Origin of the sequence: Shewanella amazonensis SB2B (genome assembly GCF_000015245.1) — a bacterium.
Taxonomy (GTDB): Bacteria; Pseudomonadota; Gammaproteobacteria; order Enterobacterales; family Shewanellaceae; genus Shewanella; species Shewanella amazonensis.
The window spans coordinates 3,737,426-3,761,381 of the sequence record NC_008700.1; the positions used below are offsets into that span (position 1 = coordinate 3,737,426).

The following is a 23,956-nucleotide window of genomic DNA, read 5'->3' on the forward strand; positions in this document are numbered from 1 at the left end:
TCCAGCGCCGGACACTCAGATTGCAAGACAAGAATTTCGATACCCTCGCGGGTAAGTTTGCCAAGAACATCTACGGTACCCTCAAGGGAGATATTCGCGCGGCCGTACTGTGGCGCGACCTGGAAGAAATGCTGCCACTGTTGGGTGAACGCAGGCTCAGGGTACTGGATGCAGGCGGCGGATTTGGCTTTTTCAGTCAAAAGCTGGCGGCACTGGGTCACAGTGTGGTGCTGTGTGATATTTCTGCCGAAATGCTCGCCGAGGCCAAGCGGCATATCGCCCTCAGCCCCACCCCACTGGACATCCAGTGCATTCATGCCCCCATTCAGGACTTATCCCGGGATGCCCTGGGGGAGTTCGACCTGATCCTGTGTCACGCCGTGGTGGAATGGCTAGCCGATGCCAAAGGCACCATGACAAGCCTGTTGACACTGCTCAAGCCGGGCGGCTTGTTTTCACTGATGTTTTATAACCGTGATGCCATGTGTTTCCACTCACTCATTGCCGGTAACTTCGGCTATGTACAGTCAGGATTTAAGGCCAAAAGGGTTAAGCTCAGCCCCAACTTCCCGGTGACAGTGCCCGAGGTGGAAGCCTGGTGTGACGGCTGGCAGATGGACATTCACTGTCGCTCCGGCGTGCGGGTGATTCACGACTATTTGAAAAAAGGCAGCCTTTCCACCGAGTACAGTGATACCGGGCTGATTGAGATGGAGCTGAAATACTCCCGCGAACCTGCCTTTTTACGACTGGGGCGCTACGTGCACTTTGTGGCCCAAAAGCCCCTGTAGTCAGACGCCTGAGTAATCAGAAAAGTTCTATCGAGCCGGGCTCGGGCACCTTGGCATGCTCAGCCACATCGTTGAGATAGGCCTCCTCTTCGCGCTCGATTTGTGCCATGCCGGTCATTTCGAGCCGCTTCAGTCTGACCCTGCCGCTTTGGGGATGAAAAAGCACCTTGCGCGGCCAGGGGCCACCGAGATCTTCTGACATCACGGGTATCCCTTCCAATGCCAGATACTCCCTCACAAAGGCGATATTGGACTGACCCACATTGAGTACAGAAATACGGCCCAGTGTGGCACCGCCGAATATTTTTGCCTTGAGGCGGGATTTAAGCCCGCCCGCGCTGAGGATGCCGTTAATCAATTGCTCCATGGCCCAGTTGCCGTAACGACAGGAGTAGCTGGTGAGCTGGTGCCAATCTTCGTGAAGCACTTTTTCGGGTAACAGGAAGTGGTTTAAGCCACCAATGCCCATCAGTGGGTCCCAGATACAGGCAGCGACACAGGATCCCAAACGGGTATAGATAAACTCATCCTGACAGGAATAGTAATACTCACCGGGGTCAACCCGGGCGACTTGCGACTGTTGTTCGTTGTCCCAGAAGCGTGGGATCTTTTCAAATCCTGGATATACCAGTTGGGTGGGCAAGGCCATGGGTCCTCCGCGGCTGTCTTCCTGAGTATAGCCAACGATGGCGATTACCCCGGTAATTCAGTCACTCGGACGACCCGGCAATGACAATAAGTCAGCTACTCCCTACCTATATCTGCTGCTTACTGGCAGATGCCCTGGGTAGCGGCACAGTGGCCCAAATGCCCCTTCACCCTGATGCCACGCTGGGCCAGAATAGACACCAAACTCTGCTCACCCACAAGATGGCCCGCACCCACCACAACCATCAGACTTGATGGGGTCTCCGGCCGGGTCAGGAGACTCTGCAGCGTATCGGCCATTCCATGGTTTCTGTCCCACAGAAGCGCTTTCAGCAATTGGGTATCATCACCTTCTGCCATGGAGTCGTGCATCAACGCAGCCAGCTCATCACTGTTACCGCCACGCCAACTATCGACCAGGGCGTCAGCATCTTCGCCAGGGGCAGAAATGGCCTCCCGCACCATGGCCCACTGCTGCGACTTGTCCAGCGACGCCATCAGCTTGAACTGATATTCCATGCCCTCCAGCTCAAATATCGCTTTGCTGTTCCGGGCACGGCCCAGGAAGTGCTGATCGACCCCCAATTCAGCCTGATAACCCAACTCGGCAAACCGCAACACAGTAATTTGCGACGCCTGAATCCAGGGAGAAAGCGGCGCCATGGCTTCGCAGACTGGTTTACGGCTGCTGCAGTATGTCTCCACCACGGCAGCGGACTGCGCATCGGGAGTAGATGCATCCACACCATAGGTCATCAAGAGTCGCTGAATATCTGTCCCGGCGGCGCCTATGTCTGCCTCGACGACCAGTGCCTCAGCACTGTCAAATGCACTTTCCACTACCTTTGGCATGGGGTAAAAATCCGGACGGCCCACATGAATGGAGCCGAGCAGATAGACGGTTTTGCCCTGATAGGAGAATTCATAGAAAGGGGGTTTATCTGATTCTTTCGCCAATAGTGGCGCCATCGCCGACAGCATCCAGAGTGCCGCTGCGCCAATGAACCCTGTCCTTAAACTTGTTGCCTTCATCCTTGCCTCTTATAATCCCGAAAAATCTGATTGGAAGCTGTTATGCCATATACCAAGGTCCTTGAGCAACTGACCGAAAATCTGCAACTTGCCTATCGTCAGGCAATCGATGCCGACACCCGTCTGGATGAACTGCAAAAAGCCGGCATGGGAAAGTTCAGCCATATATTCAGCGCGGAAGAAGGTTTTTCAACCCGCAGCAACAGGTTTGGCCCTTACGTTCAGGAGCTGGGTCAGGAATTTGCCAGCCTCAAGTCAGCTGAGCTAACCCCCGAATCATTAGAGCGCGTGGTACGTAAACTCGGCGTATTGCTGCAAACCCTGCAAGCATTCAAATCCCAGAGTAAATAAGCGGTCATCTTTCTGTCATAAGGCTGCCATAGACTGCCGGAACCTTGGGCTCCCGGTACGAATGATGGCCGCCATAGATTTAAAGGCAGAACTGACAAAACTCATTGAAAAGCAAAGCATAGAATCGCTTTTTCAACCCATTTTCAATATCAGTGCCGGAAAAATCCACGGTTTTGAGGCCCTTTCCCGAGGGCCAGTGCACAGTCCTTTATATTCCCCCGTCCCCCTGTTTAAAACGGCTGAGCATGAAGGAAGACTGAGCGAGCTGGAAACCCTTTGTCGCCAGATTGCAGCGGGGCGTTTTGCCGAACGAAAGCTGCCGGGAAAGCTTTTTATCAACATCTCCCCCAAAGCCTTGTTGGACCCGGATCACCCCAAGGGCAAGACCCTGACCATGCTGCAGCAATTGGGCATATCGCCATCACAGGTTGTCATTGAGCTATCAGAGCAGCATCCCGCCGACGATATCGATCTGCTGAAAACCTGCCTGCTGCACTACCGCAACCAAGGTTTTTTAACCGCCATTGACGATCTGGGTGCAGGTTACTCTGGTCTCAGACTCTGGTCAGAATTGGCGCCGGACTATGTCAAAATCGACCGCCACTTTATTCACCAAATCGACAAACATCCTGTCAAACAAGAGTTTGTACGCTCCATTGTGGAGCTTTGCCAAAGCCTGACCTGCAAGGTTATTGCCGAAGGAATAGAAACCGCAGCTGAACTGCAGGTACTCAGACAACTCGGGATCATCTATTGCCAGGGTTTTTTGCTTGGACGCCCGGAGGCCAACCCAAATAAACAGCTCCCCCCGGGACTGAGCCCACAGCCCAATATCGGGCAGAGTACCCACAGGTATATCGAAACCGCCGAAAGCTTGGCATGTGGCGCTGTGACTGTACCCACTGACACAAAACTCAAGACCATCAGCGATCGTTTCAGTAGCCAGCCGGCATTGCAGGCCATGGTGGTAGTTGAAGGCGACACACCTCTGGGACTGATCAGTCGCACAGCCCTGCTGGAGTTATTTTCAACCCCCTACGGCCGCGCCCTGCATGAAAATCACTGTGTTACCGAAGTCATGGACACCCGGGTGCCCCAGTTTGATGCATCAGAGGCCCTCAGCAGCGTCAGCCAACTCCTGACTTCTGATTCGGATCAGCTTATGGCCCAGCAGTTTTTAATTCTGCGTCAGGACAAACTGATAGGCGTGGGCCACACCAAGGACTTGCTGGCCCGGATCACAGAGCACCGAATTAAGGTCGCCCGCCATGCCAACCCTCTCACCGGGCTGCCGGGTAATGTACCCATTCAGGAAGAGCTGCAGCGGTTGAAACAGCAAAGCCGCCCCTTTTATCTGGTTTATTTCGACTTGAGTCACTTCAAACCCTATAACGATATCTATGGCTTTTGCCGGGGAGACGAGGTGATTTGTTATGTGGCATCGCTGCTTGCCGAACACCAAGATGCCGACTGCTTTGTGGGTCACATTGGAGGCGATGATTTTGTGATGATTACTACTGACGATCCCACATGCAGGGTTGCAGGGATCCTCAAGAATTTTGAAGCCGAAAAACGCAGCTTTTTCCAGGAAGCGCATTGGCAGGCACAGTTTATCTCGGCCGAAGACCGCCAGGGTGCGCTCAGTCTGCAGCCTCTGACATCTCTGTGTGCCGGCATACTTTCGCCAAGACACACCTTCAATGCTACCGAACATGAACTGTCGGCACTTAGCGCACGGGCAAAAAAACAGGCAAAGCTCACCGAAAGTGGACTTTGCCTGCTTGGCAGTACCCCGCCTCAGCTGAGGCAGGCCTGATTCAGACAGTTAGAGCTTGGGGGCAACCTGCTTGTCAAACCACTCGGTTAACAGGCGGATTTCATGGGAAAAGGGTCTGTCATTCACTGGGCGAATGTCGTTCATAAAGTTCAGGTTAGTCAGTTTTTCATCACCGGCAATCACCACCTGCTCCCCCTCCAGTACTTGATAACTGAAGCTGATGCGTGGCGGGTAGATTTCTTTCACCACACGTAAATCATTGCTGGTAGCGCCAAAGGTAGGGCGCATATCACCGGCCATATCCACATCTGTTACAACCAGTTCCAGCTTCTGTTCGGGCTTGAGCGACTTCGACGCTTGCTTGTTCAGCTCCTTGGTCAGGGTCTCAAACATACGGTTTTCGAATCTGGACTGAAGTTCACCACTGGACTTAATGTCGCGGAATTTTTTGGGCTCTTGCCAGGTGATTTTTACAGCGCCGTTTTCGGTTTGTGGATCCACAGTGGCTGCTTCATCCGCCATCGCTGAACCCGCAACAAAGATGCCGGCTAACAGAATCATCGGGAATTTCATATGAGCCTCCTTAAGGCCTGTAATCGATTAAATCGCAATCACTTTAGCGAATTCAAGCTGAACCAATACTTAACAAAAACTGCCGTAATCAGACGCCATTCTGAATATAAGCTTCTGTTTATTATTTATTTTAGACAGATTAGTCTCAAATGGTTCCGGTATCAATTTGTATCACGAAAAACCCACCCAAGACTGAGCGCCGTCGTATAGACAGCGCCCGGCCGGTGTCGCCGGGTGTGGCAAGATCAGAAGGGGAACAAGCGGCAAAGCTCGGGATAGTTAGCTTTGAGGTCTTTGGGGCGGGAGCTGAACTTCTTGCCTGCCGGATTCACGCTACCGGACGGTACAAAGGGCAATTCCTCCTGGGTTCTGTCTTCATAAAGCTGCCCGGCAATCAGGTCGTAATCTTCCACAAAGGGATAGGCATAACCGTCCACCGTTGGCCAACCTGGCAGCCCGGCCAGGGCATCGGGCGTGACTATCACACGTTCAAACCACTCTTGCCCGAGGGAGATGAGAAAGCAGCGAAATTCGGCAAAGCCATAATCGGTGTCACAACCTGTGATGACATAGGCGGCGCCCCACAGTGGCCAGGTGTAGGCCCGGCGCATCTGCTGGCCAAACAATTTATCAAACGCCTTCAGGGCGTCGCTATCCATGGCACTCAACGCGTTGCGTAAACGCTCCGCCAGGCTTTCCTGTGATTCATCCGGGCTTTGGCGGCTTACCAGCTGCCAGAATTCTTGCTCAGTCATATCATTGCCTCTGTTTTGGGAGCGCCATTTTACACTGAACTGGACTGTCTCTCTGGCTTTTTCTACACTTGGGCGACTTTTTTGCCGGAACCCACCATGAAACTGCCACCGCTGCCTCTGTGCCTGTTGTTCTGCATTTACCTTGTACTGGCTCTCTTATCCATTACCCGCGTCATCATTACCGGTAATCTGGATATGTTTACGCTTGGGGTATTGCCGGTATTGGTGGGCCTGGTGCTTAAAACCACCTGGGCGCTGTGGGCCGTGCGCATTTATACAGCCATTCAAACCCTTGGCTGCGCTGCACTGGGGGTTACGGCTATTATCGCCAGCCACATCAGCCCTGAAGATACCCGGCTGTTTTTCGCCGGGGCTGAGATCCCCCTGTGGCTGGTTGCGGCCACTCTTTTTGTGCTGCTTTCATTTCAATGGTGGGTGGCGTTTCTCCCCTCGACCCGCACGTATCTGTTCACAGAGTCAGAAACCAACGCTCAACACCACCGCTGAGAATAGGCTTGAATTCAGGCCTGTGTGCATAGGCGGGATGGATAAGCATGCTTGCCAAAGACTGAGCAACTGGGTTAGCGTTACAAACCCGCAACAACAGTCTTAACAGCCATGCATCAATTGTCACCGGGCGAGCTGTCCATCCTACTGGTGGAGCCTTCAGACACCCAGCGTAAAATCATCATCGCCAGCCTGAAAAATGAAGGCATTCTCAACATCGAAACCGCCGGTGGTTTTGATGAGGCCAGGCAAATACTCACAGAGCACAAACCCGATTTGATTGCCAGCGCCATGCACTATAGCGATGGTGATGCCCTCAAGCTGCTGACCTACATCAAGAGTGACAGCCGATGTCAGGATATCCAGTTTATGTTGGTTTCCAGTGAATGCCGTCGCGAGCAGTTGGAGGTGTTCCGCCAGTCAGGTGTGGTGGCCATCTTGCCTAAGCCCTTTTCCAAAGAGCATCTTGGAAAAGCACTCAACGCTACCATTGATCTCCTTTCCAACGATGAGTTGGACCTGGATCACTTCGATGTGCAGGATCTGCGGGTGTTGGTGGTGGACGACAGCCGCATGGCCCGTAACATCATCCGCCGCACCCTGAGTAACCTGGGAATGCGGCAAATTGTTGAAGCCTGTGATGGCGCCGAAGCCATCGAACTTATGCGCGAGCAGATGTTCGATCTGGTGGTCACCGACTACAACATGCCCAGTGTGGACGGCCTGGAACTGACCCAATTTATCCGCAACGAGAGTCAGCAGTCCCATATTCCCATCTTGATGGTGTCGTCAGAAGCCAACGATGCCCACTTATCCAACGTGTGCCAGGCCGGCGTTAACGCCCTGTGTGATAAGCCATTTGAGCCTCAATTGGTGAAACAAATCCTCTATCAGCTGCTGGATGCCAATTAATGTGACAAAACCCACTGGAAAATTGATCCCGAGCGGGATTTGGGCCCCAAAACCGCTTCCCAAACGCTAATGCCTGTGGCATGTTAGGCGAGTTTTAAAACAATAATCACGGAAAGACGAGTATTTAGCATATGAACAGAACTGAACTTATCGCCAAGATCGCTGAGAGTGCTGACCTGACCAAGGCCGAAGCCGGCCGTGCGCTGAAATCCTTCGAAGAAGCTGTGACTGCCGCCATGAAAGACGGCGACAAAATTTCTATCGTAGGTTTCGGCTCTTTTGAAACCAGCACCCGCGCAGAGCGCACTGGTCGCAACCCACAAACCGGCAAGGAAATCAAAATCCCTGCGGCGACCATTCCAAAATTCAAGGCCGGCAAGGCCCTGCGTGACAGCGTAAACTAATCACGGCGCTCATGCAGTCAAAGCCTCCTTCGGGAGGCTTTTTGTTTTGTGCGCACCAAGTATGTGCATTGGCGCACGCAAAGTGTGCATTTTTCGGTCAATTTACAACTCTTTAAAAGACAATCCTTTTGTAAACAGCAAGTTAAAAAATGGCATAACCTTGGCTTTAGTTATTCCCGACCAATACAAGTACACACAATAATCATTGAAGGGGAATATGATGACCAAGGTATCCACACTCGCTCTGCTGCTTTCCTGCGCCTTTGCCGCCGTGCCAGCCAAAGCTGAATTTGAGGGCAATATTGGGATAAGCTCTAACTACCTGTGGCGCGGTATCAGCCAAACTCAGGACAGTACTGCCGTGGATGGCGGACTGGATTACAGCCACGAGAGTGGCTTTTACGCCGGAACCTGGGCTGCCAATGTTGACTTTGGTGATGACACTACCTTCGAGATGGATTTTTACGGTGGTTATAGCGGCGATATCACCGAGGGCCTGAGCTTTGATGTTGGCTACCTCTACTACGCCTATCCAGACGCAGACGCCGACATCGACTTTGGTGAAGTCTATGCCAGCCTCACGTGGCAGTGGTTAACCGTGGGTTATGCCCTTGTGGTCAATGGCGGCGACGATATGGCCCCAGATGACTTGTCCGATGATGATATGGACTATCTCAGCGCCGATGTCGCCATACCGCTGGCGGAAACCCTGAGTCTCGACTTCCACTATGGCTATTCCAGCGGGGATATCGCTTTAGGCTGGTATGGCGAGTCAAGCTACAGCGATTATGCCGTTTCACTGACCAAGAGCACTGAGCTTGGCGATGTCAGCTTTACTGTATCTGACACCGACCTTGCCGAGGATGACCCCAAAGTGGTGCTGCGCTGGTCATACGGCTTCGCACTCTGAGTATTGAGATCTGACTGAAGTCAGGCAATCACCTGGTGGTTGGCCCGGCGGGCCGCCACCACTTTTTCAATATACTCAACGATGGGTTCAGCAACCTTGATACCGGTTGCCTGTTCAATCCCCTCGATGCCCGGTGCCGAGTTCACCTCCAGCACCAATGGACCACGGGCTGAACGCAAAATATCCACCCCGGCAACCACCAATCCCATGGCCTTGGCGGCCGCGACTGCGGATTTGCGCTCCTGCGGCGTGATTTTCACCGGCTCAGCCGAACCACCCAGATGCAGATTAGAGCGGAAGTCGCCTTCCGGGCCCTGTCTGCGCATAGCGGCCACTACCTTATCACCCACCACAAAACAGCGGATGTCGCTGCCATTGGCCTCTTTGATATATTCCTGCACCATGATGTTGGCCTTAAGCCCTAAAAACGCCTCAATCACACTTTCGGCCGCCTTGCGGGTTTCAGCCAGCACCACACCGATACCCTGAGTGCCCTCAAGCAGTTTAATCACCAGAGGAGCACCGCCTACCATATTGATAAGGTCAGGAATATTATTGGGTTTGTTGGCAAATCCTGTCACCGGCATGCCAATACCTTTACGGGACAACAACTGCAATGCCCGCAATTTATCCCGTGAGCGTGCAATGGAAATGGAATCATTGGCAGCAAATACTCCCATCATTTCAAACTGACGCACCACGGCACAACCGTAGAAGGTAACGCTGGCGTGAATTCTGGGAATGATGGCATCAAACATGGGCACCTCTTCCCCTTCGAGATGGATGCTGGGTTTGACCGAGTTGATATTCATGTAGCAGTTGATAGGGTTTATTACCCAGGCCTCATGCCCCCTGGATTCACAAGCCTCCACCAATCGACGTGTCGAGTAGAGCTCGGGGAATTGGGACAACACACCGATTTTCATCGCAGTATACCGTGGCGACTCAGGCGCCAAAGAAAGTTAAGTGAGAAAATTTTGTAGTAATCACCAAGGCTTGGCAAGTTATCTCTGTTGGAATTTGGTAAGTGTTGGCAGCAGGAATTGTGTTTCAAATGTCTTGGCATCCACAGGCTTGCCCAGCAAGTATCCCTGCAGCAGGTTGCAACCATGATCAGTACAAAAATCTGCCTGAGCCTGGGTTTCAATCCCCTCGGCAACCGACACCATGCCAAAGCCCTGGGCGAAATTCAGCAGCGCCGTTAACAGGCGGCAACCTTTTTCATCCTGGGGCACTGTTGCCACCAGGCTTTTATCTATCTTGATAACCTGGATAGGGAAATGCATCAGGTGCTCGAGAGACGAATAGCCTGTGCCAAAGTCATCCAGTGCCATAGTCACCCCCATGCTCTCAATTCTATCGAGCACAGAAGCGATTTCCTCTGGGTTTTTAATCAAGGCGTTTTCGGTGATTTCCAACTCCAGATTGTGCGCCGGCAGGCCACTTTCTGCCAGAGCATGTTCGATAACAGAGACCAGATTTACCGCCGAAATTTGCGACGCCGAGAAGTTGACCGCCACTGAAAAACCAGGCAAATATTGGCCAATCTGTTTCAGCCACAGGCTCACCTGCTGACAGGCTGTGTTGAGCACCCATTTGCCAATTTGCTCGGTCAAACCAACATCCTCGGCAATGCTCAGAAAGGTATCGGGGGCCAGCAGGCCATCGGTAGGATGTTGCCAGCGCAGCAGCACCTCCACACCACTGAGATAGCCAGACAGAGCATCAAATTTACCCTGGTAATAGAGCACAAGTTCATTGTTACTCAATGCAAGTCGCAGCCCTTGCTCAATGCGGGTGCGACGTTTAACTTCATTTTCCAGATCAAGGGAATAAAACTGGATTTGATTTCGTCCCTCTTCCTTGGCGCGATACATGGCAATGTCGGCACATTTCAGCAGGTCATAAGCTGTATTGGCGCACTCACCGTATATGGCGATGCCGAGACTGGCTCCCATCATCACAGCGCTGTCTCCAAGCTGGAAAGGCTCCTCAAAGGTACTGAGTAAACGCTTGGCGAGGTCAAATGGTAAAAAGCGGGTATCCTGATCGCAAATTAGGGCCACAAATTCATCGCCACCAATGCGTGCTATCAGGTCATTTTCACGCAGCGCCGAAGACAGACGTGTCGCCACCTCCACCAGCAGCACATCACCCATCTGGTGGCCAAGGGTATCGTTTACGCCTTTAAAATCATCGAGATCAAGCAAGATAACACTGAGCATACCTCCGGTACGCCGTACCTGACTGAGGGCACGATTCAGACACAATTCAAAGCCATAGCGATTCACCAGCCGGGTGAGGGAGTCGTGTTCGGCAAGCTCACGTAACTTTTCATGACTTCGGCGCAGGGCCCTGGCCATAGAAAAACGCTGCTTTGCATTGATAATGGCACGGCACAAACGACTCGAGGAGACTTCATCCTTAAGCAAAAAGTCCTGCGCGCCCAATTCTATGCAACGCTCAGCCAGTTTTTCATCCTCGTAGCGGCTTATCATCACCACCGCAATACTCTCGTTGCTGATGTCATTGAGCCAGGTCAGGACTTCGAGACCATTGGCATCGGGCAGCATATAGTCCAACAAGATGCCGTCAAAGTGCTGCTGCTTAATTTTGATCATCGCATCTTTGGCATAGCAGGACTCAGACACGGTAAAACCACGGTCTGACTGGGACAGCGCGCGAACTATCATCTCACGATCGACTGCATCATCATCAACCAGTAATAAATTCATGGTTTAACCTTCATAATTTGGGTAATTCCACTATGCGCCAGTACCCATCCAACATATTGATAATTCTTTCAAATTCGTCTTTTATATTACTTTTGACCACATAACCGGCCACATTGAAACTATAGGCCGCCAACTTATCTTCGTCGGCACGGGAGGTAGTCAGCACAAACACCACTGCAGAGGCAAACTGCGGATCGGCGCGCAGGGCTTGCAGAAATTCAAGGCCATTCATTCTGGGCATGTTCAAATCCAGCAGAATCACAAAGGCCCCCTGCACCGCGCCTCCATTGAGCATTTCCAGCGCGGCCCTGCCGTCTCGGGCCCGCACCAGCGGATTCAGCAGGCGCATTTGACGCATCGCGCGTTCCACCGCCATGTAATCCACGTCGTCGTCGTCCACAAGAAACAGCACCACTTCACGGTATTGCGCGTCTGTCATGCTTTTTGCGCCCCCAATTGTTTTGGCCATGAGAACCAGAACTGACATCCTCTCCCCTGAGAAATCAGCCAGACCTTGCCGCCATAGCGTTCTACGGTTTTGCGCACCAGTGATAAGCCCAATCCACAGCCTTCGACTTCATCCCGTGCTTTGAGTGTTTGAAAAATATTGAAGACTTTCTCCTGATACTCGGCTGGGATCCCTGGCCCATCATCGGCCACACAGAACTTCAGCATGTCACCGCAACTTTCGACACTGACACTGATTTCTCCCTCACCCTTATCGTGGTGCTTGATGGCGTTGGAGAAGAGGTTTCTTATCACCAGCTCCAGCGGCACTTTGGCGGTGTTGATAGTGGAAAACTCACCACAGAGTTTAAGATTAAAACCAACAGGTGGTGCCACCAGGGTAAAGATGTCTTTGATGAGGGATTTGACCTCCACCGGTGAGAAGGACTCCTCGGCCCGACCAATGCGTGAGTAAAGCAACAGACCATCCAGCAGCTGAGACATGCGCTGGATACGGCTTTGAATGAGCTGCAGATACTTGCCGGTGGACGGGTCCAACTTGCCCTTTAGATCTTCTTCTATCCATTGTGCAAGTTGCTCAATCCCCCGCAGGGGTGACTTGAGATCGTGAGAGGCTATGTACGCAAAACTGTCGAGTTCTTTATTGATACGCTCCAGCTCCAGCGTATGGGCCATCCTTTGCTCCTCAATATTTCGACGCACCGAAATATCGTTAATGGTGGCCAGCACCGAAATTCCGGAAGCAAAATGAATAGGTGTCAGACCGACTTCCACAGGTACCAAACCGCCGGATTTGGTTCTGCCATAGAGTTCATCCCTGAGCGACATTTTCTTGGCAATGGGATTGGCCAGATAGGACTCCATATGCCCCTGATGCACCTTTGCCAATGCTTCGGGCAAAAGTACATTCACACTCTTACCCAGCAGTTCTTCCCTGGTATAGCCAAATAGCTGCTCTGTGTGCTTGTTCACCAAAGTAATCACACCGCGCCTGTTGGTGATAATAAGGGCGCTGGGCGATGCTTCCACCACCAATCTGAATCGGCTTTCATTGTTCATTATCTCCCGCGAGAGCAGGCTTTCCTGATGTCTGGCTTTAGCGATACTGAGGAGAAAATAGAACATTAACAGCTGAAAAACGACAGCCATAAAAAGCATTAATTGGCTCTGAAACGCTTCCGACTGACTAAGAAAATCTTCATTACTTCCCACATGAAGCAACCACTTCTGCCCCCCCATTTCAATGGGCAACTCAGTTTGAAGACGCCAGCTATCAGCCCGTGGAGAACGAAACATCAGGTTATCTTCGATTAACTCGCCACCATCAAAAATCTCCAGCTGTAACTGGGTAAATCGATTACCCAGGATGCCACGAATCAGGTCGTCCATCCTAAACGCCGCATAAACAGTGCCAAGCAAAGTATCACCGCTTGGCGCATTGTCCCGTGCGTAGAGTGGCAGATACATGAGGAAACCGGCCTGGAGATCTTCGCCGGTTTCCTGTACCAGGGTAATTTTGCCGGAAATAGCAGCGTTACCTGTTTCGGTTGCCCAATCAATCGCCCGCCGACGCCTGGGCTCTGAATACATGTCGTAGCCAAAGGCCCGCTGATTTCGCCAATCAAAGGGTTCGAGATAGAGAATGGAGTGATAGATGGGGCGATCGCCATCGGGGTAAACCTTGAATGCAGGGAATCCCTCAGCTCTGACTGCGGCTTCGAATGCTTGCAGTTGTGGTTTACGCACCACCTGACTGAACCCCACCCCCTGAATGCCGGGATAGTACTTGTCCAGCTTGGCATTGGCCACATAGGTGCGCCACTCGGAACGGGACACACCATTGGATGCCTTAAACAAGCCTACCCCACTGCGCAGCACCTGTTCATAGGCCAGCATACGGGTCTCGATAGCCAATTTCAGCTCCTGCGCCATGTCTTCAAAACGTTCTTCCTTGAGATCGTTGATGTACTGATGAAACTGGTACCAACCTGTGAAGGCAAACGCCATGGACACCAGCATCACCCCCCACACAAAAAGTGGGAGATGAAATCGAGTGGGGTCTTTGGTTGCTGCCTGGGAATTCACCTTAAATCATCCTTGATTTTAAATGGCTAGAGTCATTGTTACTCACTTCATACATGTTTTTAGTCTGGCCGATAAGTGCCAATGTGCAAGTTAAAGTCCGACTTTTTTAGTAGGTCTTTTATTCCAGAGTGATGCCCCCTTTTGGAAATTTATGACCATACTCACAGAGTGGAACAGAGAGAACATTTTTTACCCATTCAACAAATAATTTTTGCTTTTCTCAATCCACCAAAGTGGTTAGAAAGTCCTTAATTAACCCATGAGGAATTCGTTATGGCTCGAATAGTTGAAATCCTGCCCCAAGATAGCGAAATGGAAGAACTGACCTCACCCAAAAATGCTCAGGCAGCAAAAGCCCTCAAGCGCCGACAGGAGGTCAAGCGTCGATTGGATGATTATCTCGAACGCGCCGAATTAAAAAAGGCACTGGGCCTGGACGATGAAGATGACTTTTAACAACGGGGGCAGCTAATCCCTGCCCTGAAGCCCCGGCCAATCTTATAAATTCAGCCGCTTATGTGGTTCTCCATGGCGCTTGTGGCTATGATATTCCCAAGCCGTCCCCAGAGCGTTAATGAATGAACGATGCAAAACTCAGGTACTGTGAACACCTGCGACGCTTTTCCGACCAACTGATCCATCTGCAAGCACCCATCAAGATCCTGGATGCCATTAAGTGGCCCAGGGAGCTTGAACAGCAATTTTTCGATGCCGGAGCCAGACAATTACCGCAGGTAGACAAAGCCTTTTACGACAATCTTCCCCTGCCATTTGACTCCCTCGCCACCCAGAAAGCACTGAAGTCCCTTAAGCAGGACATCCAAAAGACGCTGGGCAAGGACGATGCTTTAGGTAAGCTTCTGGTCGCCAACGTTGACCAATACCGTCTGGTTATCGATATGCTGGGCCACAGGGGAACCCCCCAATTTGGCAAGCTGAGCAAGGCGCTCTACGGCAGCGCCAGCAACAAACTCCACGGCGACAGGCATACCCTCAGGCAGTTGGGTGACCGCCTGAGTTATATCTTCTCACTGCCCGCAGCCGCGCACATGAACAAGCAGCATCCCAAAGAAATTGATGCAGCCAGCGCGGTTGAACACCTGGGGAGCCGTCTGGGCCGTTACTTCCACAGTGATGAAATGCGGGTGCGCCTAAGCGACGGCATTGTGTCTGATGCTGCCGTTGGGGGCGACACAGTTAAAATCAACTCCAAAGCCATGTTCAGCAAGGCCGACCTCAATGTGTATGAAGTCCACGAAGGCTGGGTACACGTTGGCACAACACTGAATGGCCGGGCACAGCCCCACGCCACCTGGCTGAGCGTAGGCTCCCCCAGGGTAGCGGCGGCGCAGGAAGGGCTGGCCGTACTGCTGGAAATGCTCACCCTCAGTTCCACTCCCGGGCGCGCAAGGCGTATCAGCGATCGGGTGGCAGCGGTGGATATGGCCGAAAACGGCGCCGACTTTATTGAAGTCTATCGCTATTTCCGCGACCAAAATCTAAGTAAAAAAGACAGTTACCGCGTGACACAGCGGGTGTTCCGTGGCGGCATGGTGGCAGGCGGCAGCTGTTTCACCAAGGATATTTCCTATGTCCGCGGCTACGTGGAAAACGTGAACTTTATCCGCAGCGCCATTGCCTCGGGGATCCCGGAACTTATCCCCATGCTGTTCCTTGGCAAGCTCGCTATTGAGGATATTCCTACTCTGTATCTTGCCTACCGCGAGGGCATACTTGCAGGGCCAAGATACTTGCCACCCATGTTTGATGATTACAGTGGCCTTTATGCCTGGTTTGGCTTCGCTACCGGACTTGGCAATATCAACCTTAAAGGGGTGCAGCGCCATTTTCAGCGCCAGTTCCGCATCATCCCCAACGTGGAACCCATGTTCCCCTCGGTGGAAGATACCGAATTCGACGCCCCGGCCGACTAAAGGTGCAGCAAACAAAAAAGGATGCCGAGGCATCCTTTTTTATTACTGAGATACTGACTTTAAAGGCCACTCGCGATACGGCTAAACATCTGCGAAAGGCCTGTCGGCACACTCATATCAGCCCATCCTGGCTGTGCCTTAACACGATTTCCTGACTGTATAACGCTGCCGTGGCCTCGCCCAGACTCTGGTGCATCCATCGGCTGGTGTTGGCCAAGGTAGACGAGCGGCCCTCCAGACACAACAGCAACAGGCTCACCGTAAGCTCACTCAGTTACTCCGCTTCTACAGACTTGGTACTGGCCTCATCGCGGCTGGAGAAAAACTCGCGGGTCAACTTGAATACCACAGGGCTAAGCAGAGCCAGGGCAATCAGGTTGGGGATGGCCATCATGGCATTGAGGGTATCGGCCAGAAGCCAGACAAAGTCCAACGACCCCATGGCCCCCAATGGCACCACCAGAGTCCAAATCAGACGAAACGGCATCACCGCCTTCACCCCCAAAAGATACTGGACGCATTTTTCGCTGTACACACTCCAGCCAAGGATGGTGGTAAAGGCGAAAATCGCCAGCGCAACGGCAACAATATAGTCACCAATAGGCAAGGCGTGGGAGAAGGCGTAAGAGGTGAGCGCCGCGCCATTTTCGCCTGAGGTCCAGGCGCCGGACACCACGATGGCAAGACCCGTAATGCTGCACACTATGATGGTATCGATAAAGGTCCCCAGCATGCCCACCAGTCCCTGAGTCACAGGACTCTTGGTTTGCGCAGCCGCGTGGGCAATGGGCGCACTGCCAAGACCCGCCTCGTTGGAGAATACGCCGCGGGCAACCCCCATCTGGATAGCCACCATCACGGCAGCGCCGGCAAAGCCACCCTGAGCTGCTACAGGACTGAAAGCGCTGGAGATAATCAGGCTCAAAGCGGCAGGGATTTCACTGGCATACACCACCAACACGGCAATACCGGCGGTAATATAAAATATGGTCATCAGGGGAACCAGCTTACCGGCCACGATGGCAATACGCTTGATACCGCCCATCAGCACCAGCCCCACCAGCACCATCATCACCACACCCGACACCCAGGCAGGCACACCGAAGTTACTGGTCAGCGCCGAAGCCACAGAGTTGGCCTGCACTGTGTTGCCAATTCCGAAACCGGCAAAGGAGCCAAACAGCGCAAACGCAGTGCCAAGCCAGGTCCATTTACTGCCAAGACCATTCTTGATGTAGTACATGGGGCCACCGATATAGTTACCCTTTTCATCTACTTCGCGATATCGCACCGCCAGCACGGCCTCAGAATATTTGGTGGCCATACCCACCAGAGCGGTACACCACATCCAGAACAGTGCGCCTGGGCCACCCACAAAAATGGCGGTGGCCACACCGGCGATGTTACCCGTACCTATGGTGGCCGAGAGCGAGGTCATCAAGGCGTTGAAAGGACTGACATCGCCTTTCACCTCTTTGCCCTGACCGGGCGTTCTGCCCGACCACAGCAATCTGAAGCCCTTGCCAAGCTTAAGGATGGGTAACAGCTTGAGTCCAAGGGACAGGTACAGGCCGACGCCGAGGATCATGACCAGCATGGGAATACCCCACACCAGACTATTCAGCGACTTTACTAATTCAGTTACAGCTTCCATTCAAACCTCGTCGATGCTTTTCTTCTTATTTATCTTGTTCTTCTCACACCCCGAGCCGGGGCGAGCGCAGCGACCAGATTACAACGAATAGTTAACAATTGGAAAGCCAGAATCATTCAGGCTGGGGCGTCGCCTGCCGCTCCAGTATTTGTTTCAAATTGGCAAGACCGGTATCCAGGTCTTTCAGGATTAAGGACTCAACATCCATCAGGGGAATAAGCAGGTTCATGGGATACGACATATGGCCCACAAAACCCCAGGTCACCAGGGTGCTGCCGTCTTCAATGGGCTCAGTGATGAGATAAGCGCTGTCGTTGGACGTAAAGGGTTCGATAAAACGAAGCGCGTAATCAATTCGCTTACCGGGCACTATGGCGATAATTTCCTGCTCGCCTTTACCCACATCGGGATTGCTGCTCTCCCAGGCACTGACAAAACCGGGCTCTCCATCTATGCCGGTAAAATGCTGCTGCATGTTGGGATCCATCTTGGCCCAGACACTGAATTCATCCTGATGCTTCAGCAATCTGAGGTAGCCAAAGACTTCATCAAGCGGACGGTCGATGGTGCGACTGACACTGACCTCATAATCCGACTTAATAAACAGGGCCACCATAAAGGGGGCGGCTAACAGCAATAAAATCACGATAAGGAATTTTTTCAGCATAGCGGGCTCCTGCTCCAGTGATTGCGGTACAGCCAAATCCGCTACTTCACCTGTTTTATGTCCAATTTATCTGCTTTGGCAAGTCTCTCTGCGCAGCGCTGGCACAGACATGAGGTCCTGTCTTGGGGCAATTGTCGGGGAAATTGGGCGCCCACACACCAGCAAGCGTCAATGGATTTACCGATTTGTACGGCGCAATCATTGTTAGCCTGGCAAAGCGGGCACTGCTTGGGGTTAGTCATTCAAGGTCGCTGTCGGTAGCAATGTTTCAACCTCATCAAGCGGTACAGGAGGCTGCCAAAGGACAGAAGCGCGTAAATCAGCACAGCGCTCCACAGTAGGACACCCGATGGGCTATCAGGCCTGAACTGCAAGAAAAACAAAGCAATAATAATGGATAACGAGATTATCAGCTTAGTCACATCCATGGGAAGCTGCTGTTCCAGCAAGCGGATTTTGTCGTTCATGGTGGTTGGCATCCTTGTCCATCACCCCCTTACCTTAGTGACTAAAACCATAGCGTAAGAACCGCCAAAAACCAAAAAGGCTCCTTCAAAAAGGAGCCCTGCCAGACCTTATTCGGATAAAAATCAGTCCTGCTTCGGACGTACCCCCAAGGTATGGCAAATGGCGTAGCTCAGCTCGGCACGGTTCAGGGTGTAAAAGTGGAAGTCTTTCACGCCTTCACGGGCCAATACCTTCACCATATCGATGGCCACGTTGGCCCCCACCAACTGACGGGTAGCTGCGTCATTTTCCAGGCCCTCAAACTGGCGATGCAACCAACCGGGAATACTCACGTTGGTCATAGCTGCAAAACGCTTGAGCTGGGTAAAGTTGGTCACAGGCAGAATGCCCGGTACGATTTCCACATCAATACCTGCGGCCACACAACGGTCACGGAAGCGCAAATAGGATTCTACGTCGAAGAAAAACTGGGTGATGGCACGGTTGGCACCGGCATCGATTTTGCGCTTGAGATTAACCAAATCCGCCTGGGCATTGGCAGCTTCCGGATGCACCTCCGGATAGGCTGCCACCGATATATCAAAGTCGGCCACACTCTTCAGCAAACGCACCAGATCGGCGGCAAAGCGGGTTGGCTTGGGGCTGCCGGCAGGCAAGTCACCACGCAATGCAACAATATTGCGAATGCCCTGATGCCAGTAATTTTTGGCCAGGGCCAACAACTCTTCATCGCTGGCATCCACCAGCGTAAGGTGCGGGGCGGCAACCAGTTGGGTTTCTTGCTGGATACGCTCAATCACACCGTGGGTGCGGTCACGGACACCCGAGTTGGCACCGTAGGTTACAGACACAAACTTGGGATTCAGCGGCTCGAGGCGGCGGATGGAGTTCCACAGGATCTTTTCCATCTCAGGAGTTGAGGGCGGAAAAAATTCAAATGACACATTGATATCGCCAACCTCAGCCAGATTCTGGTTCAGTGAGTTTGCGTGTTGTGCGTGATGAAATGCCATTGATAACTCCCTCAATTTTTCAAATGGACGTTTGGACGTCTATATGGCCATATACTAGAGATTCCCGTCACTAAGTCAAGTTAAAAAATGGCCCGATCTTGCCCTTTTTGCGAGCAGAAGGCGGAAAAAACACAGGGACTCAAAAGAGTCCCTGTTATTCAATATCTTATAAAATCAATCCTGCAAGAGATCCCGACAGATCTGCACCAGATCTGACTGAACAGCCGCGGCTGTTACCTCACGACCGGCACCGGGCCCCCTGATAATCAAAGGATTACCCTGGTAAAAGGTACTGCGAATGACAAACACATTGTCGCCCGGGGTGAGATTGGCATAAGGGTGGGCTTTGTCGACCCACTGCAACCCTACCCGTGCCATTAACTGACCACCGGCTCTGTCCAGCGCAGCGATATAACGCAGCACCTTGCCCTCGGCTGCGGCAGCCGCCAAGGCATCCGCCATGGGGGCATCGAGTTCATCAATGCGGGCAAGAAACTCATCCAGCGTCAGCTCCGCCAGATGCGGCGGTACAGGAGACTCGACCTGAATATCATCCAGCTCCAGATCCAGGCCAATTTCCCGCGCAAGGATGAGCAGCTTGCGCTGCATATCACGACCGGAAAGATCGTCCCTCGGGTCCGGCTCAGTGATACCCAGGCCGCGGGCCTCAATGACCAAATCAGAGAAAGGACGCTGACCGTCATAGTGTTCAAAAAGCCAACAGAGAGTACCGGAAAATATCCCGCCCACGGCTTCTACGCTGTCGCCACTGTTGTGCAAATCGTTAAGCGCATGCTGCACCGGCAAACCGGCACCGCAGCTGGCGTTGTAGCGCCAATAGAGACGACGGTTACCCAACTGCTGCTTGAGATCGCGATAAAAGGGCAAGGGACCAGAACCGGCCAGCTTATTTGCGCTCACCACATGAATACCACGGGCAAAAAACTCCGGGTACTGCAAGGTCAGGCTGGCACTGGCACTGATGTCCAGCGCAACCAGCTCATCGCAATTCAGTGTCGATAAGGCTTCGAACAACTGCCCGTACTGCCAGTCGGTGGCGTACTCCTCAAATTCGGTTTTCCAGTTCTCCAGGTGCACACCGGCATTGTTGATGTAGGCGCGGGAAGAGCTGACCAGCCCCACGAGTTCAATCCGCGCCTCCAGCTCACGGCACAGACTGCTTTGGGCCCGGCGAAACAGGCTTACCCAGGCTTCGCCGATGTTGCCAACACCAAGGAGAATGACGCCAATACGCTTGCGTGGCCCGGCGCAGCGGCGGTGCACCTTTTGCGTAAGCAGGTTCACCTGCGCCTTTGGCACCAGAGTCACCAGGCTCAGGGTATCATGATACAAAGGCTTGGCCTCGCGACTGAGCAGGCGGGCAAAACTCTTGCGGTACAGTACCGCATCGGCGCTCACCAGTGCCACCAAACCAAAATCGTTGCTGATGGAAACATCGCCCAGACCATATGCCTCGGCGTTCGCCTTTAAAAAGGCGCTGACCTGCTTAAGATTTTCCGGAGTATAGGCCAGTTCCAGCCCACCCCTGGAACCCTGCCAGCTTGCCAACGGCGTTAAGCCAGAGGCAGACAATGTTGCCAACAGGGCATCGGTGTCTGCCTGGGTGGTGAGGCTAAAGAGCGCCACTTCGCTCAGATTGGTGACAACCGGGGCACTGGCCTGAGAGCTGGTTGGAGCAACCAGAGTAAAATCGGTATGAGGCGCGTAGCTTGAGCGCACTGCCATGCTCACCTGGGTGTTGAACAGGGGCTGCAAAGTGCGGCTGTGTAACACAGGAGAACCCAAACGCGCCAGGCGGTCGGCCTCCGCCAGTGACATGCTCTTGAGCAGCTTGGCATCGTTTATCTTATTCGGGTCGGCGTTGAACACCCCTTCCACATCAGTCCAGATGGTGACCCGTTCGATATCTGCCAGACTGGCTATCAGGGTCGCGGAAAAGTCAGAGCCGTTACGCCCAAGCAACAGGGTTTCACCGGCCGGATTGGCGCAGATAAAGCCCGTGATAACAATGCGTTCGTTTTCATGTTCGGCCAGCATGGCAGCTACTTTTTCGCGGGACTCCTGCTCGCGAATATTGGGCACGGCGCCTTCATCTGCCACCAGTATGCTGCAGGCATCCACGTGGCTTGCCGCCACGCCGGATTCACGCAAGAGTGCCGCCATCAACCTGGCGGACCAACGCTCACCAAAGCTCACCACATGGCTGGTCTGATAATCGTTCAGAGTCGCCAATGACAGGAGACTGACCAGCTGAGCCTTGTCGGTCGACAGACGCTCACGCAGATAGCGAGCCTGCTCGGCACTGAGTAACTGTTCAATCAGGTTTTGCTGATAGCTAATCAGTACCTGTAACTCTTCCTGCCACAACTCACCGGCATCACGCAGCGAAAGCAGCTTATACAAAAAGTTGGTGGTTTTACCGGCGGCTGATACCACCACCAGATCGTCGCTGTGGCCCTGGGTCAACAGGATATGGGCCACGCGGCGGTAGCAATCGGCATCCGCCAAACTGGAGCCACCAAACTTATGCAAATGACAACGCGCCATCACTGACTCCTATTCAACAGGCTGCCACGGCAGCCAGGCCGGCTTGGATATCGGCCACTAAATCTTCTGCATCTTCAATCCCCACCGACAGTCGCAGCAGGGTGTCTTTAATTCCGGCCTCGGCGCGGGCTTCTGGCACCATGGCTCTGTGGGTCATGGTAGCGGGCACGGCAACCAGCGACTCAACACCTCCCAGGCTTTCGGCCACACTGAAGTGCTGTAATGCGTCGAGGAAAGCCACCAGTTCTTTTTCACCGCCCACCAGTTCAAAACTCAGCATAGCGCCAAAGCCTTTTTGTTGCCGTGCGGCTATGTCATGGCCTGGGTGGTCTGCAAGACCGGGGTAATACACCTTGCTCACCTGGGGGCTGTTCTTCAGCACGTCCACTATGCGCTGCGCATTGGATTGATGCTCACGTACCCGCACAGCCAGGGTACGGATACCACGAAGGGTAAGATAGCTGTCAAAGGCGCTGCCGGTCAGTCCCAGAGTATTGGACCACCAGTGCAGGGTTTCACCGAGCTCGGCATCCCTGGCAATCACGGCGCCGCCGACCACATCGCTGTGACCGTTAATGTATTTGGTGGTGGAGTGGATCACTATGTCGGCCCCCAAAAGCAGTGGCTGCTGCAAGATGGGCGACAGGAAGGTGTTGTCCACTACCACCAGAGCGCCAACTTCATGACTGGCGTCAGAGATGGCCTGAATGTCCACTACCCGCAGCAGCGGGTTGGATGGGGTTTCAAGCCACACCATGCGTGGCTTTTGGGCAATTACCGCCGCCAGCGCTGCATCATCTGTCTGGTCGACCACAGCCAGCTTAAAGGCACCTTTTTTGGCGAGGTTGGTAAAGAGACGATAGCTGCCGCCATAACAATCGTGGGGTACTACCAGAAGATCGTCCGGTCCCAGCAGGCTGGTCACCAACGTGATGGCAGCCATACCTGTGCATGTAATAATGCCGGTCGCACCCTGCTCCAGCTCGGCCAACGCCTCGCCCAGAATACAGCGGGTCGGGTTACCCGAGCGGCTATAGTCAAATTTGCGCGGATTCTTGTGGCCATCGAAGGAGTAATTGGTCGACAGATAAATGGGAGGAACCACGGCACCATGCTGGGTATCGCTCTCTATGCCCTGACGCACCGCGATGGTGGCTGCTTTGCGCTGTGTCATTTTGTACTCCTCCGATGTTACCGCACGGAAATAAAGATGTCTGGATGGCTAAATTTACCTAAGCACCGGCAACAGGTCAATAGGCATAAAGACGTTTAGACGTCTAAACGTAAGAAAATCTATTGATGTTTGGGGTGATTTCGCAGCAATAATTTGACTGTAGTTTGTAAGGGTTTAAAATCTGCTGCGAATTTTGGAATAAACAGGTGAGTCAATGACTGAGTGGAATGGCGATTACATCAGCCCCTATGCTGAGCACGGCAAAAAGAATGAGCAAGTGAAAAAGATCACCGTGTCTATTCCTTTAAAAGTGTTGAAGATCCTCACTGACGAGCGTACCCGTCGCCAGGTGAACAACCTTCGTCACGCCACCAACAGTGAACTGCTGTGTGAAGCCTTTTTGCATGCTTACACCGGCCAGCCACTGCCAAACGACGATGATCTGTCCAAGGACAAACCCGACTCCATCCCATCAGAGGCGAAAAAACTGATGGATGAGATGGGCATCGAATGGGAAGACATGGAATAAC

General features: G+C 52.9%; 24 protein-coding genes. 10 read left to right on the top strand and 14 right to left on the bottom strand.

Features of this window, described 5'->3' with window-relative positions; translation table 11 throughout:
- Positions 1-20 precede the first annotated feature (20 nt).
- On the top strand, positions 21-791 hold the full coding sequence (locus SAMA_RS16415) for a methyltransferase domain-containing protein (protein ID WP_011761256.1): 771 nt from the start codon (positions 21-23) through the stop codon (positions 789-791).
- 16 nt (positions 792-807) lie between these two features.
- Here the strand turns inward: SAMA_RS16415 and SAMA_RS16420 are convergent, their stop codons facing one another.
- Together SAMA_RS16420 and SAMA_RS16425 are read right to left on the bottom strand one after the other, a co-directional pair.
- Positions 808-1,440 (bottom strand): hypothetical protein, encoded by a 633-nt coding sequence (locus tag SAMA_RS16420; protein WP_011761257.1) that lies wholly within the window; start codon positions 1,438-1,440, stop codon positions 808-810.
- Between the two features lie 119 nt (positions 1,441-1,559).
- The gene (locus tag SAMA_RS16425; RefSeq protein WP_011761258.1) at positions 1,560-2,471 is read right to left on the bottom strand and encodes a TraB/GumN family protein; all 912 of its coding nucleotides are present in this window, start codon (positions 2,469-2,471) and stop codon (positions 1,560-1,562) included.
- Between the two features lie 42 nt (positions 2,472-2,513).
- On the opposite strand from SAMA_RS16425, the gene SAMA_RS16430 reads away from it, so the two are divergent.
- The gene (locus SAMA_RS16430) at positions 2,514-2,822 is read left to right on the top strand and encodes a hypothetical protein (protein WP_011761259.1); all 309 of its coding nucleotides are present in this window, start codon (positions 2,514-2,516) and stop codon (positions 2,820-2,822) included.
- A gap of 64 nt (positions 2,823-2,886) precedes the next feature.
- Complete coding sequence (locus SAMA_RS16435) at positions 2,887-4,638, top strand: bifunctional diguanylate cyclase/phosphodiesterase (RefSeq protein ID WP_041410600.1); 1,752 nt, start codon at positions 2,887-2,889, stop codon at positions 4,636-4,638.
- A gap of 9 nt (positions 4,639-4,647) precedes the next feature.
- Here the strand turns inward: SAMA_RS16435 and SAMA_RS16440 are convergent, their stop codons facing one another.
- Both SAMA_RS16440 and SAMA_RS16445 read right to left on the bottom strand, forming a co-directional pair.
- A complete protein-coding gene (locus SAMA_RS16440) occupies positions 4,648-5,172 on the bottom strand; it encodes a DUF3016 domain-containing protein (RefSeq protein ID WP_011761261.1) in 525 nt (174 codons plus the stop codon).
- Positions 5,173-5,417: 245 nt separating this feature from the next.
- Positions 5,418-5,927 carry a DUF4240 domain-containing protein gene (locus tag SAMA_RS16445; protein WP_011761262.1) on the bottom strand — a complete coding sequence of 170 codons (510 nt, stop codon included), beginning with the start codon at positions 5,925-5,927 and terminating at the stop codon, positions 5,418-5,420.
- 96 nt (positions 5,928-6,023) lie between these two features.
- Here SAMA_RS16445 and SAMA_RS16450 point away from each other — a divergent pair, with 96 nt between their 5' ends.
- The 4 genes from SAMA_RS16450 to SAMA_RS16465 all read left to right on the top strand — a co-directional run bounded on the left by SAMA_RS16450 (position 6,024) and on the right by SAMA_RS16465 (position 8,660).
- Positions 6,024-6,434, top strand: a complete 411-nt coding sequence (locus SAMA_RS16450; RefSeq protein ID WP_011761263.1) for a hypothetical protein — start codon at positions 6,024-6,026, stop codon at positions 6,432-6,434.
- A gap of 111 nt (positions 6,435-6,545) precedes the next feature.
- Complete coding sequence (locus SAMA_RS16455) at positions 6,546-7,346, top strand: response regulator (protein WP_011761264.1); 801 nt, start codon at positions 6,546-6,548, stop codon at positions 7,344-7,346.
- Positions 7,347-7,477: 131 nt separating this feature from the next.
- A complete protein-coding gene (locus SAMA_RS16460; RefSeq protein ID WP_011761265.1) occupies positions 7,478-7,750 on the top strand; it encodes an HU family DNA-binding protein in 273 nt (90 codons plus the stop codon).
- A gap of 220 nt (positions 7,751-7,970) precedes the next feature.
- Positions 7,971-8,660, top strand: coding sequence for a TorF family putative porin (locus tag SAMA_RS16465; protein WP_011761266.1), 690 nt, complete (start codon positions 7,971-7,973; stop codon positions 8,658-8,660).
- Between the two features lie 20 nt (positions 8,661-8,680).
- Here the strand turns inward: SAMA_RS16465 and rimK are convergent, their stop codons facing one another.
- The 4 genes from rimK to SAMA_RS16485 all read right to left on the bottom strand — a co-directional run bounded on the left by rimK (position 8,681) and on the right by SAMA_RS16485 (position 13,948).
- On the bottom strand, positions 8,681-9,586 hold the full coding sequence (gene rimK, locus SAMA_RS16470) for a 30S ribosomal protein S6--L-glutamate ligase (protein ID WP_011761267.1): 906 nt from the start codon (positions 9,584-9,586) through the stop codon (positions 8,681-8,683).
- A gap of 78 nt (positions 9,587-9,664) precedes the next feature.
- Entirely contained in the window at positions 9,665-11,395 is a 1,731-nt protein-coding gene (locus SAMA_RS16475; RefSeq protein ID WP_011761268.1) for an EAL domain-containing response regulator, read from the bottom strand.
- Positions 11,396-11,405: 10 nt separating this feature from the next.
- Positions 11,406-11,834, bottom strand: a complete 429-nt coding sequence (locus SAMA_RS16480) for a response regulator (protein WP_011761269.1) — start codon at positions 11,832-11,834, stop codon at positions 11,406-11,408.
- A complete protein-coding gene (locus SAMA_RS16485) occupies positions 11,831-13,948 on the bottom strand; it encodes a CHASE domain-containing sensor histidine kinase (RefSeq protein ID WP_157608358.1) in 2,118 nt (705 codons plus the stop codon). The genes SAMA_RS16480 and SAMA_RS16485 overlap by 4 nt, the downstream gene beginning before the upstream one ends.
- 273 nt (positions 13,949-14,221) lie before the next feature.
- On the opposite strand from SAMA_RS16485, the gene SAMA_RS16490 reads away from it, so the two are divergent.
- Positions 14,222-14,404, top strand: a complete 183-nt coding sequence (locus tag SAMA_RS16490; protein WP_011761271.1) for a hypothetical protein — start codon at positions 14,222-14,224, stop codon at positions 14,402-14,404.
- 122 nt (positions 14,405-14,526) lie between these two features.
- Positions 14,527-15,882, top strand: coding sequence for a flavohemoglobin expression-modulating QEGLA motif protein (locus SAMA_RS16495; protein ID WP_011761272.1), 1,356 nt, complete (start codon positions 14,527-14,529; stop codon positions 15,880-15,882).
- A gap of 274 nt (positions 15,883-16,156) precedes the next feature.
- Here SAMA_RS16495 and SAMA_RS16500 read toward each other — a convergent pair whose 3' ends face one another.
- From SAMA_RS16500 to metB, 6 genes are all read right to left on the bottom strand, one after another.
- The gene (locus tag SAMA_RS16500; RefSeq protein WP_011761273.1) at positions 16,157-17,536 is read right to left on the bottom strand and encodes an alanine/glycine:cation symporter family protein; all 1,380 of its coding nucleotides are present in this window, start codon (positions 17,534-17,536) and stop codon (positions 16,157-16,159) included.
- A gap of 112 nt (positions 17,537-17,648) precedes the next feature.
- Positions 17,649-18,203, bottom strand: a complete 555-nt coding sequence (locus SAMA_RS16505) for an SRPBCC family protein (protein ID WP_011761274.1) — start codon at positions 18,201-18,203, stop codon at positions 17,649-17,651.
- A 41-nt stretch (positions 18,204-18,244) separates the two neighbouring features.
- Positions 18,245-18,445 (bottom strand): cysteine-rich CWC family protein, encoded by a 201-nt coding sequence (locus tag SAMA_RS19450; RefSeq protein ID WP_011761275.1) that lies wholly within the window; start codon positions 18,443-18,445, stop codon positions 18,245-18,247.
- A 348-nt stretch (positions 18,446-18,793) separates the two neighbouring features.
- Positions 18,794-19,684, bottom strand: a complete 891-nt coding sequence (gene metF, locus SAMA_RS16515) for a methylenetetrahydrofolate reductase (RefSeq protein ID WP_011761276.1) — start codon at positions 19,682-19,684, stop codon at positions 18,794-18,796.
- Positions 19,685-19,858: 174 nt separating this feature from the next.
- Positions 19,859-22,252 (bottom strand): bifunctional aspartate kinase/homoserine dehydrogenase II, encoded by a 2,394-nt coding sequence (locus SAMA_RS16520; RefSeq protein WP_011761277.1) that lies wholly within the window; start codon positions 22,250-22,252, stop codon positions 19,859-19,861.
- Positions 22,253-22,265: 13 nt separating this feature from the next.
- Positions 22,266-23,426, bottom strand: coding sequence for a cystathionine gamma-synthase (gene metB / locus SAMA_RS16525; RefSeq protein ID WP_011761278.1), 1,161 nt, complete (start codon positions 23,424-23,426; stop codon positions 22,266-22,268).
- Between the two features lie 214 nt (positions 23,427-23,640).
- Between metB and metJ the strand changes: the two genes are divergently transcribed.
- Positions 23,641-23,955 carry a met regulon transcriptional regulator MetJ gene (metJ, locus tag SAMA_RS16530; RefSeq protein WP_011761279.1) on the top strand — a complete coding sequence of 105 codons (315 nt, stop codon included), beginning with the start codon at positions 23,641-23,643 and terminating at the stop codon, positions 23,953-23,955.
- The last annotated feature ends 1 nt before the right edge of the window (position 23,956 follow it).